The sequence below is a fragment of the Pseudomonas sp. R4-84 genome (assembly GCF_054130985.1).
In genome coordinates, this window is the sequence record NZ_CP096390.1 from 4299958 (window position 1) to 4315794 (window position 15837).

Annotated in this window: 13 protein-coding genes; 5 read left to right on the forward strand and 8 right to left on the reverse strand. The window is 60.8% G+C overall.

Annotation, left to right across the window (positions count from 1 at the left end; all coding sequences use genetic code 11):
• Positions 1 to 51: 51 nt before the first annotated feature.
• Positions 52 to 258 carry a SlyX family protein gene (locus tag M1D68_RS19740; protein ID WP_420765260.1) on the reverse strand — a complete coding sequence of 69 codons (207 nt, stop codon included), beginning with the start codon at positions 256 to 258 and terminating at the stop codon, positions 52 to 54.
• Between the two features lie 4 nt (positions 259 to 262).
• A complete protein-coding gene (locus M1D68_RS19745; RefSeq protein ID WP_420765261.1) occupies positions 263 to 688 on the reverse strand; it encodes an HIT family protein in 426 nt (141 codons plus the stop codon).
• Positions 689 to 1488: 800 nt separating this feature from the next.
• Here M1D68_RS19745 and M1D68_RS19750 point away from each other — a divergent pair.
• A complete protein-coding gene (locus M1D68_RS19750; protein WP_457968071.1) occupies positions 1489 to 2832 on the forward strand; it encodes an OprD family porin in 1344 nt (447 codons plus the stop codon).
• A gap of 106 nt (positions 2833 to 2938) precedes the next feature.
• Here the strand turns inward: M1D68_RS19750 and M1D68_RS19755 are convergent, their stop codons facing one another.
• Both M1D68_RS19755 and M1D68_RS19760 read right to left on the reverse strand, forming a co-directional pair.
• A complete protein-coding gene (locus M1D68_RS19755) occupies positions 2939 to 3781 on the reverse strand; it encodes a mechanosensitive ion channel family protein (protein WP_420765263.1) in 843 nt (280 codons plus the stop codon).
• A gap of 154 nt (positions 3782 to 3935) precedes the next feature.
• Positions 3936 to 4421: a YajQ family cyclic di-GMP-binding protein gene (locus M1D68_RS19760; RefSeq protein ID WP_003205057.1), complete on the reverse strand. Its 486-nt coding sequence runs from the start codon at positions 4419 to 4421 to the stop codon at positions 3936 to 3938.
• Between the two features lie 143 nt (positions 4422 to 4564).
• Between M1D68_RS19760 and M1D68_RS19765 the strand changes: the two genes are divergently transcribed.
• Genes M1D68_RS19765 through M1D68_RS19775 form a run of 3 tightly spaced genes read left to right on the forward strand, consistent with a single transcriptional unit; the run spans position 4565 to position 8150 of the window.
• A complete protein-coding gene (locus M1D68_RS19765; RefSeq protein ID WP_434675952.1) occupies positions 4565 to 5482 on the forward strand; it encodes a putative 2-dehydropantoate 2-reductase in 918 nt (305 codons plus the stop codon).
• A gap of 46 nt (positions 5483 to 5528) precedes the next feature.
• Positions 5529 to 7565: a sensor histidine kinase gene (locus tag M1D68_RS19770; protein WP_434648736.1), complete on the forward strand. Its 2037-nt coding sequence runs from the start codon at positions 5529 to 5531 to the stop codon at positions 7563 to 7565.
• Between the two features lie 3 nt (positions 7566 to 7568).
• Positions 7569 to 8150, forward strand: a complete 582-nt coding sequence (locus M1D68_RS19775) for a cob(I)yrinic acid a,c-diamide adenosyltransferase (RefSeq protein WP_457968072.1) — start codon at positions 7569 to 7571, stop codon at positions 8148 to 8150.
• 113 nt (positions 8151 to 8263) lie between these two features.
• On the opposite strand, the gene M1D68_RS19780 is transcribed toward M1D68_RS19775, so the two are convergent.
• The 3 genes from M1D68_RS19780 to secA form a co-directional block, all read right to left on the reverse strand.
• The gene (locus M1D68_RS19780) at positions 8264 to 9208 is read right to left on the reverse strand and encodes a Nudix family hydrolase (protein ID WP_420765267.1); all 945 of its coding nucleotides are present in this window, start codon (positions 9206 to 9208) and stop codon (positions 8264 to 8266) included.
• 120 nt (positions 9209 to 9328) lie between these two features.
• The gene (gene argJ, locus M1D68_RS19785; RefSeq protein ID WP_457968073.1) at positions 9329 to 10546 is read right to left on the reverse strand and encodes a bifunctional glutamate N-acetyltransferase/amino-acid acetyltransferase ArgJ; all 1218 of its coding nucleotides are present in this window, start codon (positions 10544 to 10546) and stop codon (positions 9329 to 9331) included.
• 118 nt (positions 10547 to 10664) lie between these two features.
• Positions 10665 to 13406 carry a preprotein translocase subunit SecA gene (secA, locus tag M1D68_RS19790; protein ID WP_457968074.1) on the reverse strand — a complete coding sequence of 914 codons (2742 nt, stop codon included), beginning with the start codon at positions 13404 to 13406 and terminating at the stop codon, positions 10665 to 10667.
• Between the two features lie 308 nt (positions 13407 to 13714).
• On the opposite strand from secA, the gene M1D68_RS19795 reads away from it, so the two are divergent.
• Positions 13715 to 14170, forward strand: a complete 456-nt coding sequence (locus tag M1D68_RS19795; protein WP_420765270.1) for a DUF721 domain-containing protein — start codon at positions 13715 to 13717, stop codon at positions 14168 to 14170.
• A 135-nt stretch (positions 14171 to 14305) separates the two neighbouring features.
• Here the strand turns inward: M1D68_RS19795 and M1D68_RS19800 are convergent, their stop codons facing one another.
• Positions 14306 to 15793, reverse strand: a complete 1488-nt coding sequence (locus tag M1D68_RS19800; RefSeq protein WP_457968075.1) for a helicase HerA-like domain-containing protein — start codon at positions 15791 to 15793, stop codon at positions 14306 to 14308.
• Between the last annotated feature and the right edge of the window lie 44 nt (positions 15794 to 15837).

A 15837-nucleotide genomic window follows, 5' to 3' on the forward strand; every position in this document is an offset into this window, starting at 1 on the left:
GCGACGCAGCCTGGCTGCTCGCGGTTTTTTATCGACTGCCGTTCGGACCGATCAGTAATGCGGCGGTGGCGCGTCTTCCTCGAAGGATTCGAACTGCCCGGCCATTTCCTCCTGGCGCTTGAGTAGCGCCGCCATCTGCAGCTGCAAACGCTCAACGACTCGTTGCTGCTCCACCAGCACGTCATTCAATGCCTGGATAGTGTCATCCTGAAACGCCAGGCGGCTTTCCAGGTCTGTTACGCGCTCTTCAAGATTCATGGTCTCAGCCCTCCAGAAACTTGAAATCATCGGTCAACACCGCTCGCAACCGTTCGCGGATGGCCGCTACCTGCCCGGCATCATAAGGCTGGGCCGGGTGCTTGCCCCAGACCGGCGCCGGCCAGGCGGCATCCTCTCGCTTGCGTACGATCACATGCATGTGCAATTGACTGACGACGTTACCCAAGGTTGCAACATTCAGCTTGTCGGCATCGAACGAGTCCTTGAGCGTTTCAGCCAGTGCCGTGGTTTCTTTCCACAACTGCGATTGATCAGCGTCATCCAATTGAAACAATTCACTGATATTTTCCCGTCGCGGCACGAGGATGAACCACGGGTAGTTCGAGTCATTGGACAAGAGCAAGCGGCACAGCGGGAAATCGCCGATGGGCAATGTGTCTTGTTGCAATCGTGGATCTAAGGCAAACACCGGCGTACTCCTCGCTCGTTGATCGATGGCCCGATGCGACGCCCTTCGGGCTGCCACCGGACGCAGGCCGCCAGCATACCTGTGAACGGCGCAACGTTCACTGCGCACCAATACCGGGCGCCCGGAATCGTAAAAGCGCATTTTGCAGCTAGCTGGCACAAGCGCTGTTCTCTTTTCGTCCAGCGTTGAGAATTTTTGCACCAAAACAGCACAATGCGTCTACGCTTTGTGATCGTGGCATCCGTGTTTTACCCACTGACGGGGTGAACCGGTAACGTTTTTGGTTGTCCCGCGAGGTTTATCGGCTTCAAACATGTCAGCTGCCCAGCAGTCAACCCCATTTAAAACAAGGCCTTTGGAGCCCGGTTTCATGAGGTTTCGCCGCAACCGCAGCTAAAATGTGAAAAAAATGTGAACGAAAACCGGGTTTGTGCATGCTTGTTGCATTCATGCCCATATCGCCTACAGGGCATCGCCGGACGCGAAACCTGCAGGCATGAGAATTAAAGTGGCAAGGCTGCCCTCAGGAGCTTCAAGCGTTGTACTTATGGACTCTTTACGCCGATGGTGGAAAAAAGAGCAACTTGAAGTTGTCTTCCACCTACCTCGGAGCAGCTGAATTACGACATGGATCGAGCCATTGGCGACATGGTCGTAAAGAAGCTGAAAGGTTGAATGGGCAAGTATCGCCAAAGAATGTCGGCGTGATATAAGTTTGCGCCGACACAAAAAGAAAGAGCCGCCCAGATAATAAAACAGGTGGGACGGCAGTACTCTTAAAACCAAAGGAGCAAATCACGATGCGCGTGATGAAGTGGAGCATGATCGCACTGGCCGTTGCTGCAGCAGCCAGTACTCAAATGGCTACGGCCGCACCTTTCGTAAGTGACCAGTCTGAAGCCAAAGGCTTTGTCGAAGACGCAAAGTTCGACTTGCTGCTGCGCAACTATTACTTCAACCGTGATAACAAAAACGGTGGCAACGACCAGAAAGACTGGACCCAGGGTATCTGGGGCAACCTCAGCTCCGGCTACACCCAAGGTACTGTTGGCGTCGGCGTCGATGCATTCGGTTACCTGGCGTTGAAACTGGACGGTGGCGACGGCACCGGCGGCACCGGCAACATGAGCCGCGACGCCGATGGCGATGTAAACGACAGCCAGGGCAAGGCCGGCGCAGCGATCAAATTCCGCGTCTCCAAGACCGAGCTGAAAGTCGGTGACATGCAGCCAAGCACTGCTCCAGTGTTTGCCGTTGGCGGTTCCCGTATCCTTCCTCAAACTGCCAGCGGTTTCCAACTGCAGAGCAGCGAAGTCAAAGACCTTGACCTCGAAGCCGGTCACTTCTACTCGGGTACCAGCCAGGATCGTAACTCCCGCAATGGCGGCCTGTACGCAACCTACGCTGGCGTCGAAGCCAACACCATCGACTACCTGGGCGGCAAATACGCGATCAGCGACAACCTGAGCGCATCGCTGTACGGCGCCAAGCTGGAAGACATCTGGAACCAGTACTACGCCAACCTGAACTACACCATCCCAATGGGTGGCGATCAGTCGTTGAACCTGGACGGTAACATCTACCGCACCACCGATGCCGGCAGCGCCGAAGCCGGTGACATCAGCAACACGACGTTCTCCCTGGCAGCTGCTTTCTCGTTCCTGAAAGCACACACCATCACCGTGGCCTTCCAGAAGGTCAACGGCGACACGCCGTTCGACTACATCGGCGTGGGCAAGAACAACCGCGGCGGCGACTCGATCTTCCTCGCCAACTCCATCCAGTACTCCGACTTCAACGCGCCTAACGAGAAATCTGCCCAGATCCGTTATGACCTGAAAATGGCTGAGTACGGCGTTCCTGGTCTGAGCTTCATGACCCGCTACGTTAAGGGTTGGGACATTGATGGTACCGATCTGCCTGCTAACAGCGTATACCGCGACGAGGACGGCAACCCTCTGTACGGCAATAACGGCAAGCACAACGAAACCAACTTCGAAGCCAAGTACGTTGTCCAGTCTGGCCCAGCGAAAGACCTCTCCTTCCGCATTCGTCAAGCTTGGCACTACGCTAACGAAGACGAAGGCGAAGGCGACGTGAAAGAGTTCCGCCTGATCGTCGACTACCCGATTTCGGTTCTGTAATTGCCGAAAGTCAGTTTGCGGTAATCAAAAAAAGGCCCATCTTCGGATGGGCCTTTTTTATGCTCGCTACTTTTGGATGCCTGGTCGGGTCCGACAAGCGAAGCGGTTACGCCGACGTGGATTCATGAACCATCCGAATCACCCGCTGCGGAAACGGAATATCAATGCCCGCCTCCTTCAAGCGGTCCCGCGCCTGTTCGTTAAGCATGAACATCACGTTCCAGTAATCCGCGGTCTTGACCCAGATACGCAGGGAAACCGTGATCGAGCTATCGCCCAAGGTCGAAATCACCGCTTCTGGCGCAGGATCAGCCAATACGCGCTCGTCCTTGGCCAACTCCAGCAATACTTCCCGAGCCTTTTGCAGGTCGGCCTGATAATCCACGCCCACGTCGAACACGACTTTGCGGGTGGGCTGGCGATTGGTGTTGGTGATGATGCCGTTCGACAGGTTGCCGTTCGGCACGATAACTGTCTTGTTGTCACCGGTACGCAGCACCGTGTGGAATATCTGGATACTGTCGACCGTGCCGGCCACGCCTTGGGCTTCGATCCAATCGCCAATGCGGAACGGACGGAACAGCAAAATCAGCACGCCGCCGGCGAAGTTCGCCAGGCTGCCCTGCAAGGCCAGGCCAATCGCCAGGCCTGCCGCACCAATGGCCGCTACGAACGACGTGGTTTCCACGCCAATCATCGACGCGACGCTGACGATCAGCAATATCTTGAGGATGATGTTTGCCAGAGTACCGATGAACCCTTGCAAGGCGAGGTCGGCGTTGCGCAAAGCCAAAAGCGCCCCGAGTTTCTGCGTAACCTTGTTGATCAGCCACCAACCGATGGCCAGGGTAACGATTGCCAGCAGTACACGACTGCCGTACTCCATGATCATCGGTATCCAAGCCTGGGAAGCCTTGACCAGGTGGTCCACTTCAGCGTTCAAGTCCATCGTGTTCTCCTTTTTCCCGTTGCACGCAACACCCGTGCAAACACTGTGTGGCCAAACATCGCCTCCGCTGGTTACCCAGCAGCGCCTTTTTGATGGGTCGCTGCCTTACCGGCGGGAGCAGCATCTGGCCACTGTCATTGCGAACAGCCTGGTGTCAGTCGCGGAAGTTATTGAACTGTAGCGGCATGCCGAACTCCTTGCCGCGCAGCGCGGCGATGGCTTCCTGCAAGTCGTCACGCTTCTTGCCGGTCACCCGCACCTGCTCGCCCTGGATGGCGGCCTGGACCTTGAGCTTGGCGTCCTTGATGTGGGCAACGATCTTCTTTGCCAGTTCCTTGTCGATGCCTTCCTTGAGCACGGCTTCCTGCTTCATCAGCTTGCCCGACGCGTAGGCGTCCTTGACTTCAAGGCACTGCACATCGATCTTGCGCTTGACCAGCGCCAGCTTGAGGATTTCGATCATCGCCTCGAGCTGGAAGTCGGCCTCGGCGGTCAGGTTGACAGTCAGATCCTTTTCCTTGAACTCGAAGCTGCCCTTGCCCTTGAGGTCATACCGACGGTCGAGTTCCTTGACGGCGTTTTCAACGGCGTTGGTGACTTCGTGCTTGTCCAGTTCGGATACCACGTCGAATGACGGCATGTAGTGTTCTCCAAATAAAAAGGCGCGCTCATGACAAAGGCGCGCACTTGGCTTGTGGTTAAAATCGGGCTCATTATAACGGGTCTTTTCCCGCCGTTACCGCGAGCCCTTCAGATGCCTGCGCCAAACCGAGTAAAAAACTGATGTCCACCACCTGGCATGTCCTGGGAGCCGGCAGCCTCGGCACGTTATGGGCGACGCGCCTGGCCCGGGCCGGCCTGCCGGTGCGGCTGGTGCTGCGCAATGAAAAGCGGTTGCAGGCTTACCGCGAGGCCGGCGGCCTGACCTTGGTGGAACAAGGCCAGGCGCAGTGTTACCCGGTGCCCGGCGAAACCGCGCAAGGCACCGAGCCTATTCAGCGGCTGCTCCTGGCGTGCAAGGCCTACGACGCGGAAGCAGCCGTGGCTTCGATTGCCCATCGACTGGGCGCCGAGGCGGAACTGATCCTGTTGCAGAACGGCCTCGGCAGCCAGGACGCCGTGGCGAACCGCGTGCCCCAGGCCCGCTGCATCAGCGCTTCCAGCACCGAAGGCGCGTTTCGCGATGGCGATTGGCGCGTGGTGTTCGCCGGCCACGGCTTCACCTGGCTGGGCGATCCGGCCCAGCCGGTGGCACCGGTCTGGCTGGATGACTTGGCCGCCGCCGGCATCCCCCATGAATGGAGCGCCGATATCCTCACCCGCCTTTGGCGCAAACTGGCCCTCAACTGTGCGATCAACCCACTCACGGTACTGCACCATTGCAAGAACGGTGGCCTGCAGGACCACCGCTGCGAAGTGGCGACCCTTTGCGCCGAACTCACCGACCTGCTTGAACGCTGCGGCCAGCCTGCAGCGGCCGAAGACTTGCAGACGGAAGTCGAACGGGTGATCCAGGCCACCGCCGCCAATTATTCCTCGATGTACCAGGACGTCGCCAACCAGCGGCGCACCGAAATCAGCTACCTGCTCGGCCATGCCTGCGCGGTCGCCCAGCGGCATGGCGTGGCGGTGCCGCATCTCGGACAAATGCGCGAGCGACTGATCGCCCACCTGCACAACCTTGGATTGCCCAGCGACTGAGCAGCGGCTACGCTGGCCCTCGTGTTCCTTGTTAGCGACGAGTCCGATGCCATTGCGCCAGCGCCTTGAAAATCTACCGGTCGGCCAGAAACTGCTGGCGGCCCTGTTGGTGTTGTTGACCACCGTTTTGCTGGTGGCCAACCTGACCTTCATCAGCGCGGCCTATTACATTTCCCAGGAAAGCATGGCCCCCCAGGCGTTGCAGACCATTGGCCGGCTGGTGGCCAACCCGAGCCTGATCGCCGACGCGCTGCAATCGCCGCAAAGCGCCCAACGCCTGCTTGATGAGCTCAACAGCTACGCCCCGCTGCGAGCAGCGGCACTCTACGATGGACAAGGCGAACGGCTGGCCCAGCTGCAACAGGGCGAAAAACTCAGGCTGCCGGAACATTTCCGCCACATGCAAACCTGGCAGGCCGGCGAGTTCCGCAGCAACCAGGTCATTACCCTGCCCCGTCCCGGCACCACGCCGGGCCATCTCTTGTTGGTCGCCAGCAGCGAATTGCCCACCGCGTTCTACACCGGCACGTTGACCGCCAGCCTCGGCATCCTCATCTTCAGCGTGCTGCTGTGGCTGGTCATTGCCCAGCAGATCAAGCGGCTGATCACCCAACCGATCCACCAGCTCGAAGAGTTGTCGCGCCAGGTGACCCGCGAGGAAAACTATTCCCTGCGCGCCGCCCGGGGCAACCACGACGAAATCGGCAGCCTGGCCGAGGCGTTCAACACCATGCTGTCGCGCATCGAAGCCCGCGAACAGCAACTCAAGCGAGCCCGTGACGATTCCCAGGCCGCCTATGACCAGGCCCAGGGGCTGGCGGAGGAAACCCGCCACACCAACCGCAAGCTGGAACTGGAAGTCCAGGTGCGCAGCAAGATCGAGAAAAAACTCACCGGCTTCCAGAACTACCTCAACAGCATCATCGACTCCATGCCGTCGGCCCTGATCGCCCTCGACGAACAGCTCTACGTCACCCAATGGAACCAGGAAGCCAGCGCGCTCTCCGGCACACGATTGGACGAAGCGCTGAACCAGCCGATCTTCCTCGCCTTCGAACCGCTCAAGCCCTATCTGCCACAGCTCAAGCAGACGGTCGAACAGCACACGGTGGCCAAGATCGAACGTGTCACCTGGACCAAGGACGACGAAGCCCGGCACTACGCCCTCACGTTCTATCCGTTGATGGGCGGTGCCGGGCGGGGCGTGGTGATCCGTATCGATGACATTACCCAGCGCTTGTCGCTGGAAGAAATGATGGTGCAATCGGAGAAGATGCTCTCGGTCGGTGGCCTCGCGGCGGGCATGGCCCATGAGATCAATAATCCGCTTGGAGCGATCCTGCACAACGTGCAGAACATCCGCCGACGCCTGTCGGCGGAACTGCCGAAGAACCTCGAACAGGCCGAGCAGTTGGGCATCGAGTTGCCGGTGATCTACCGTTACCTGGAGAGCCGGGAAATCCCGCAACTGCTCGACGGCATCCAGCAGGCCGGTGCCCGGGCCGCGAAGATCGTCACCCACATGCTCAGCTTCAGTCGACGCAGCACCCGGCAGATGGCCCCCTGCGACTTGCCCGCTTTGATCGACCAGGCCGTCGAGATTGCCGGCAACGATTTCGACCTGGCGATCGGTTTCGACTTCAAGGGCCAGGCCATCATCCGTCAGTTCGACCCGAACCTGGGGCCGGTGCCCGGCACCGCCAACGAACTGGAACAGGTGTTGCTCAACCTGCTGAAAAACGCTGCCCAGGCCATCCATCAGCGCCAGGACGACGGCGAGCCCGGCCGTATTATCCTGCGTACCCGGCTGAATCCACCGTGGGCGGAAATCCAGGTCGAGGACAATGGCATCGGCATGAGCGAGAACGTGCGCAAACGCACCTTCGAACCGTTCTTTACCACCAAGGAAATCGGCCAGGGCACGGGCCTCGGGCTGTCGGTCTCGTATTTCATCATCACCAACAACCACAAGGGCCAGATGGAAGTGCAATCCGCGCCAGGCCAGGGCACTTGCTTCACCCTGCGCCTGCCGCTGGCGGGCACTTCGATCGTGGCCCAGGAACACAAGCAAGTGGAGCGCTGAACAATGGGTTTTCGCCTGTCGAAGATTTACACCCGCACCGGTGACAAAGGTGAAACCGGGCTGGGGGATGGTCGCCGCGTGGCGAAGGACCACCCGCGGGTCGAGGCGATCGGCGAAGTGGATACGTTGAACAGCCAGTTGGGCCTGTTGCTGGCCGGTCTGGCCGAGGAAACGGCCCGGCATCCCGCGCTGGAAGACGTCATCACGGTGTTGGCGCCATGTCAGCACCGCTTGTTCGACCTGGGCGGTGAATTGGCGATGCCCGCCTATCAAGCGCTTAACGTGGCGGAAGTCGAACGGCTGGAAGCGGCGATTGACAGATGGAACGAGGAATTGGGTCCGCTGGAGAACTTCATCCTACCCGGCGGCTCGACGCTGATCGCCCAAGCCCACGTCTGCCGAAGCATGGCCCGCAGCGCCGAGCGTCGTTGCCAGCAATTGAACGCAGTGGAGCCGCTGGCCGGGCCGGGGCTGGCCTACATCAATCGGTTGTCGGATCTGTTGTTCGTGGCCGCGCGGCTCATTGCCCGGCGCCAAGGGGTGGCTGAGGTACTTTGGGAGGCGGCGGCCAAGCCTGGAAGCTGATCTGTCAGTCTGCCATCGCGAGCAAGCTCGCTCCCACAGGGGTTTTGTGACCGCCAAAAATCCAATGTGGGAGCAAGCTTGCTCGCGATGGCGTCAGTTGTTGCACCACACTCTCACGCCTCAGGCCAAAACGCCCGAATCCCCGCCACGCCCTGAGCCCCGGCGTCCCATGCCTTTTGCCGCTCATCCGGCCCTACTCCGCCCAACAGGTAGACCGGCCTGTCGAAGCCCTCGATCAACCGCGCCGCTTCGTCCCATCCCAGCGGCTTGGCATCGGGATGGGTCTGGGTCGGCTGCACCGGCGAGAGCGTCACGAAATCCACGTCCATCTGCTGCGCCAGGGACAGCTCTTCTGCGTTATGGCACGAGGCTGCCAGCCAGCGATCCTTGCCGAACGGTCGACCGGCCGCCGCATGCTTGCGCAGTTGTGCGGCGGTGATGTGCCAGCCGGCCGACGGGAAATCCCCCAGCCATTCGAACGGCCCCTTGAGCATCAGCTGGGCCTTGCCGGCACACAGCCCCACCGCGTCCACCGCCAGATCACGGTATTGCGGATCGTAGCCGTTGGGCGCGCGCAGTTGGACCAGCTTGATCCCACCCCCGATCGCCTTCTGCAAGCCGCGCAGCAAGGCCGGCGTTTCGAGGCCTTCGGGCGTAATCAGGTACTCGCCGGGCAAACGGGCCGCCGCGACGATCGGCTGATTGGCCGCCGGAAATTCATAATTCGTCAACTCACGAGCCGTCACCCAGGCCAACGGCTGGCCTTCGGCACCGTGGGGCTCGCCACTGAACGCCGAGACTTCCCAGACGTCCAGCAACACCTGCTTATCCGGGTAGTCATGACGCACCTTGATCAGCGGCCGAGCGGCGCCGACAACGATGCCCAATTCTTCATGAAGCTCCCGTGCCAGGGCGATCTCGACGGATTCATCCGCCTCGACCTTGCCGCCAGGAAACTCCCACAGGCCACCTTGGTGCTGGGTATCGGCCCGCCGGGCGATCAGGATTCTGCTGGCGGCATCGCGAATGACCGCCGCCGCTACGTGGATTCGTTTCACCGCGCTATTCCTCAGCGTTGATGGAGTCGGTTCCGGCCCATCGCGAGCAAGCTCGCTCCCACACGAACGACACTGTTGCCCTGTGGGAGCGAGCTTGCTCGCGATAGGAGCGCCTCGGTATTAAGTCCGATACTCAGCGTTGATCTTTACGTACTCGTGGGACAGGTCAGTGGTCCAGATGGTTTCGCTGCAATCACCCCGTCCCAGCTCGATGCGGATAGTGATCTCTTCCTGCTGCATCACGGCCGCGCCCTGGGCTTCGGTGTAGGTTGCGGCGCGGGCGCCCTGGCTGGCGATGCACACTTCGCCAAGGAACACGTCGATCTTGCTCACGTCCAGCTCAGGCACGCCGGCACGGCCGACAGCGGCGAGGATACGGCCCCAGTTCGGGTCGGAGGCGAACAATGCGGTCTTGATCAGTGGCGAGTGCGCCACGGTGTAGCCGACGTCCAGACATTCCTGGTGATTGCCCCCGCCGTTGACCTGCACGGTCACGAACTTGGTCGCGCCTTCGCCGTCACGGACGATGGCCTGGGCCACTTCCATGCACACTTCGAACACCGCCTGCTTGAGGGCCATGAACAGCGGGCCGCTGGCCTCGGTGATCTGCGGCAGGTTGGCCTTGCCAGTGGCGATCAGCATGCAGCAGTCATTGGTAGACGTGTCGCCGTCGATGGTGATGCGGTTGAACGACTTGTTGGCGCCGTCGAGCATCAGGTCTTGCAGCACCTGGCGCGAAACCTTGGCGTCGGTGGCGATGTAGCCGAGCATGGTCGCCATGTTCGGGCGGATCATGCCGGCGCCTTTGCTGATGCCGGTGACCGTGACGGTGACGCCGTCGTGCTGGAACTGGCGGCTCGCGCCCTTGGGCAGGGTGTCAGTGGTCATGATGCCGGTGGCGGCGGCGGCCCAGTTGTTTTCCGAGAGGTCATCAAGGGCGGCTTGCAACGCGCCTTCGATTTTCTCCACCGGCAGTGGTTCGCCGATTACACCGGTGGAGTAAGGCAGTACCTGGTTGGCGTCGACGCCCGTCAGTTCAGCCAGCTTGGCGCAGGTGCGCTCGGCAGCGGCCAGGCCTGACGCGCCGGTGCCGGCATTGGCGTTACCGGTGTTGGTCAGCAGGTAACGCACCGGTCCCTGCACGCGTTGCTTGGCCAGGATCACCGGCGCGGCGCAGAACGCATTGAGGGTAAACACGCCCGCGACCGTCGAACCCTCGGCGCAACGCATCACCACCACATCCTTGCGCCCGGGGCGCTTGATGCCCGCCGAGGCGATACCGAGTTCAAAACCGGCAACCGGGTGCAACGTTGGCAACGGACCAAGACCAACAGCCATGAATGCGCTCCTTAATAGATAAATCGACGCCGTCTTCATCGAAACGGCGAATCAAATGGCAAAACGCCGCGACAGGGGTTACCTGTCGCGGCGCGGGTCGTTCAGCGTTGAAACGGGATTATTGAATCTGCCCGTGGCAATGCTTGTATTTCTTGCCCGAGCCGCAATAGCACAGCTCGTTACGGCCTAGCTTCTGCTCGTTGCGCACCGGCGTGGTGGCCAGTGCAACATCCACGTCGACTCCTTCTTCCATCGCCTGGGCCACTTCCAGCCCTGGCGCTTCGGCGTGTTCGAACTGCATGCGGGCAGCCAAGGCTTCGGCTTCCTGGCGCAGGCGAGCTTCTTCTTCAACCGGGTCTTCGCGGCGAACCTGAACGTGGGACAGCACACGAATCGAGTCGCGCTTGATGGAATCCAGCAGCTCGGAAAACAGCGTGAAGGACTCGCGCTTGTATTCCTGCTTCGGGTTCTTCTGGGCGTAGCCGCGCAAGTGAATACCGTGGCGCAGGTGATCCATGGTCGACAAGTGGTCTTTCCACAGGTCGTCCAGCACGCGCAGCACGATCTGCTTCTCGAAAGAACGCAGCGCCTCGGCGCCGGCCTGGTCTTCTTTTTCGTTGTACGCGGCGATCAGTTCGGCCAGCAGCTTCTCGCGCAGGGTTTCCTCGTACAGGTGGTCGTCTTCGTCGAGCCACTGCTGGATCGGCAACGACACGCCAAAATCGCTGCGCAGGGAGGCTTCCAACCCAGCGACGTCCCACTGTTCCGGCAACGATTGCGGCGGGATGTGGGCGCTGATGGTCGCGTCGAGTACTTCACGACGGAAATCGGCGATGGTTTCGCCAATGTCGTCGGCGGCCAACAAGCTGTTGCGCATGTGATAGATCACTTTACGCTGCTCGTTGTTGACGTCGTCGAACTCCAGCAATTGCTTGCGGATATCGAAGTTGCGGCCTTCGACCTTGCGCTGGGCCTTTTCGATGGCGTTGGTCACCATGCGGTGCTCGATCGCCTCGCCTGGCTGCATGCCCAGGGCCTTCATGAAGTTCTTCACCCGGTCAGAGGCGAAGATGCGCATCAGGCTGTCTTCCAACGACAGGTAGAAGCGGCTGGAGCCTGCGTCACCCTGGCGACCGGCACGGCCACGCAGCTGGTTGTCGATACGGCGGGATTCGTGACGCTCGGAAGCGATCACCTGCAAGCCGCCGGATTCGAGCACTTGCTGGTGACGCTTCTGCCAGTCGGCCTTGATCTGCGCGATCTGCTCGGGGGTCGGGTTTTCCAGGGAAGCGACTTCCACTTCCCAGTTGCCGCCCAGCAGGATGTCGGTACCACGGCCGGCCATGTTGGTGGCGATGGTCAACGCACCCGGGCGACCGGCCTGGGCGATGATCTCGGCTTCCTTCTCGTGGAACTTGGCGTTCAGGACCTTGTGCTCGATGCCTTCCTTGGTGAGCAGGTTGGACATGTGCTCGGAGGTCTCGATGGTGGCGGTGCCCACCAGGATAGGACGGCCCTGGGCCATGCCTTCCTTGATGTCATTGATGATCGCCGCGTATTTCTCTTCGGCGGTCAGAAACACCAGGTCGTTGTAGTCTTTGCGCGCCAGCGGCTTGTTCGGCGGAATCACCACCACTTGCAGGCCGTAGATCTGGTGGAATTCGAACGCTTCGGTGTCAGCGGTACCGGTCATGCCGGACAGCTTGTTGTACAGGCGGAAGTAGTTCTGGAAGGTGGTCGAGGCCAGGGTCTGGCTCTCGGCCTGGATGTTCAGGCCCTCCTTGGCTTCGATGGCCTGGTGCAGGCCTTCGGACAAGCGACGGCCCGGCATGGTGCGGCCGGTGTGTTCGTCCACCAGCACGACCTGGCCGTCCTGCACGATGTATTCGACATTGCGGTGGAAAAGCTTGTGGGCGCGCAAGCCGGCATAGACGTGGGTCAGCAGGCCCAGGTTATGGGCCGAGTACAGGCTTTCGCCTTCTGCCAGCAGGCCGACGCGGGTCAGCATCTCTTCGATGAACTGGTGGCCGGATTCGTTGAGCTCGACCTGGCGGGTCTTCTCGTCGACGGTGTAGTGACCGGCCTGAGTGACTTCGCCCTCGACTTCTTCCACGTGCAGCTTGAGCTGTGGGATCAACTTGTTGATCTCGATGTACAGCTTGGAGCTGTCCTCGGCCTGACCGGAAATGATCAGCGGGGTACGGGCTTCGTCGATGAGGATGGAGTCGACTTCGTCGATGACGGCAAAGTTGAGTTCACGCTGGAATTTTTCTTCCATGCTGAACGCCATGTTGTCGCGCAGGTAATCGAAGCCGAATTCGTTGTTGGTGCCGTAGGTGATGTCCGAGGCGTAGGCGGCGCGTTTCTCTTCCGGCGGCTGGAACGGCGTGACGACGCCGACGGTCAGGCCGAGGAACTCGTAGAGCGGGCGCATCCAGTTGGCGTCGCGGCGGGCCAGGTAATCGTTGACCGTGACCACGTGTACGCCCTTGCCGGACAATGCATTGAGATACACCGCCAGGGTCGCCACGAGGGTCTTGCCCTCACCGGTACGCATTTCGGCGATCTTGCCTTCGTGCAAGGTCATGCCGCCGATCAACTGGACGTCGAAGTGACGCATGCCCATGACCCGCTTGCCGGCTTCGCGGCAGACCGCAAAGGCTTCGGGCAGGATCTGGTCAAGGGTCTCACCCTTGGCGATGCGGTCCTTGAATTCGGCGGTCTTGGCGCGTAACTGATCGTCCGAAAGGGCCACCATTTGCTCTTCGAAGGCATTGACGATCTGTACCGTCTTGAGCATGCGCTTGACTTCACGCTCATTCTTGCTTCCAAAAAGTTTCTTTAACAAAGGCGCAAACATATCGGCAGGATCTTCCACACTAAAGGGATGGAGGGCGGCCCCGTGAGTCGCCCGTGCAGCCCTCATGGCCGCATGCGAACGAGCATTCTACCCGGAAACGATGGTGAGGAAAGTGGCGTTATTCCACGATGCTGGCACAGCGCTGTGACGGGGCCTCCCTAAAATAAGGGCTTTTGCGCGAACTTCAACCCACAAAGCGCATAAGTTACTTATTGATTGTGTGGGATAAAAGCCGCTGGGCGACAGGGCGGCGGGGCGACCGGTGCTTCTGCTACCATGGCGCCTCTGTCATTTTGCGGTATTCAACCATGGCCTTCCGCCCTCTTCCAGCCAAGGCGCCCGCCGTTCTGCTGCGCGAAGCCAAGCCGCTGAAAGCCATTTTCGGCCACGCCAGGCGCCTCGGTCATCTGCAACGGCTGGTGGACAGCCAGTTGCAGCCCGCCGCGCGTGAGCATTGCCACGTAGCGTCCTGGCGCGAAGGCAGCTTGTTGCTGATCGTCACTGACGGCCATTGGGCCACGCGCCTGCGCTACCAACAGAAGCGCCTGCTGCGTCAATTGCAGGCATTCGATGAATTCGCCAACCTGACGCGGATCCTGTTCAAGGTCCAGCCGCCGACCGTACAGGCCGGCGCCAAGGGACATACCCTGGACCTGTCCACCGACGCGGCCGCGACCATCCAGGCCACCGCCGAGGGCATCAGCGACCCTAACCTGAAGGCGGCGCTGGAGCGGTTGGCGGCACATGCGCGGCCCAAGGATTGAGATTTCTGGCGCCTGTTAGATAGCTATCGCGAGCAAGCTCGCTCCCACAGGGGATCTAGGCGAACACAAATTTTGTATCTGGCAGAAACCTACTGTGGGAGCGAGCTTGCTCGCGATGGGGCGACTCGGTCTCGACTACCGCCGCTTGCTGCCCCCAAGCAGCGACCCCATCAACCCCCGCACCAACTGCCGGCCCAGTTGATTGGCCGCTTGGCGCATCGCTGATTTCAAGGCCTGGCCCGCCGCGGTGCCAAGGAACTCCCCGGCCTTTTCGGTAAAGCTTGGCTCTTCAGCGGTGGGCTTGCCCGGTGTCGCTTCGGCTTGTGGTTCCAGCCCCTTGCGGCCCATCAGCACTTCATAGGCCGACTCGCGATCAATAGGCTTGTCGTAACGTCCCTGCAACGGTGAACCGGCAATCAACCCGGCCCGCTCGGCCTCGCTCAGCGGCCCGATACGCGACTGCGGCGGCGCCACCAGCACGCGTTGGACGATTTCCGGCGTGCCTTTTTCTTGCAGAGTGCCGACCAGGGCTTCACCGATGCCCAGTTCGGTGAGTACCGCCAAGGCATCGAATTGCGGGTTCGGTCGGAAACCCTCCGCCACCGCCCGCAAGGACTTTTGTTCCTTGGCGGTAAAAGCCCTCAGGCCGTGCTGGATGCGCAATCCCAACTGTGCCAGCACATCGTCCGGCAGATCCCCCGGCGACTGGGTCACGAAATACACCCCGACGCCCTTGGAGCGGATCAGTCGCACCACTTGTTCCAGGCGATCCTGCAGCGCCTTGGGCGTGCCGGCAAACAACAGGTGCGCCTCGTCGAAGAACAGCGCGAGCAAGGGTTTGTCCGCGTCGCCGCGCTCGGGCAGTTGTTCGAACAGCTCGGCCAGCAGCCACAGCAGGAATGTCGCGTAGACCTTAGGGGCTTCATGGACCAGTCGGCTGGCGTCCAGCAGATGAATACGGCCGCGACCATCGCTGGCCGGTTGCAGAATGTCCTCCAACTGCAACGCCGGCTCACCGAACAAGGCGTCGGCCCCTTGCTGTTCCAGCGTGGACAAGCGTCGCATCAGCGCCTGGCTGGAACCCGTGGTCATCAAGGCGGCATCGTCCCCTAGCAATTCGGGGTTGTCCTTGAGGTGGTTGAGCAGCGCCTTCAAGTCCTTGAGGTCCAGCAGCAACAGGCCTTCCCGATCAGCGACCTTGAACGCCGCGTACAACGCCGATTGCTGGCTGTCCGTCAGTTCCAAAAGGCTGCCGAGCAACAACGGGCCCATTTCACTCAAGGTAGTGCGCAGCGGATGGCCCGATTGGCCGTGAATGTCCCACAGCGTCACCGGATAAGCCTGGGGCTTGTGGCCAAGCCAAGGCATGCCGGCGATACGCTCGGCGATCTTGCCCTGGGGAGCGCCGGCAGCACCGAGGCCGCACAAGTCGCCCTTGATGTCTGCCGCGAAGACGGCCACGCCGGCATCGCTGAACATCTCGGCCAGGCGCTGCAAAGTAACGGTCTTGCCCGTGCCGGTGGCACCCGCCACCAGTCCATGGCGGTTCGCCAGGCGCATGGCCTGGGCGACAGGTTGGCCGGCAAGGTCGGCCCCGATGATCAGTTGCGATGAGTCAGGCATTTCGTCACCCGTGGTGTTTGCGATATGACGCCATTTTGCGCGCT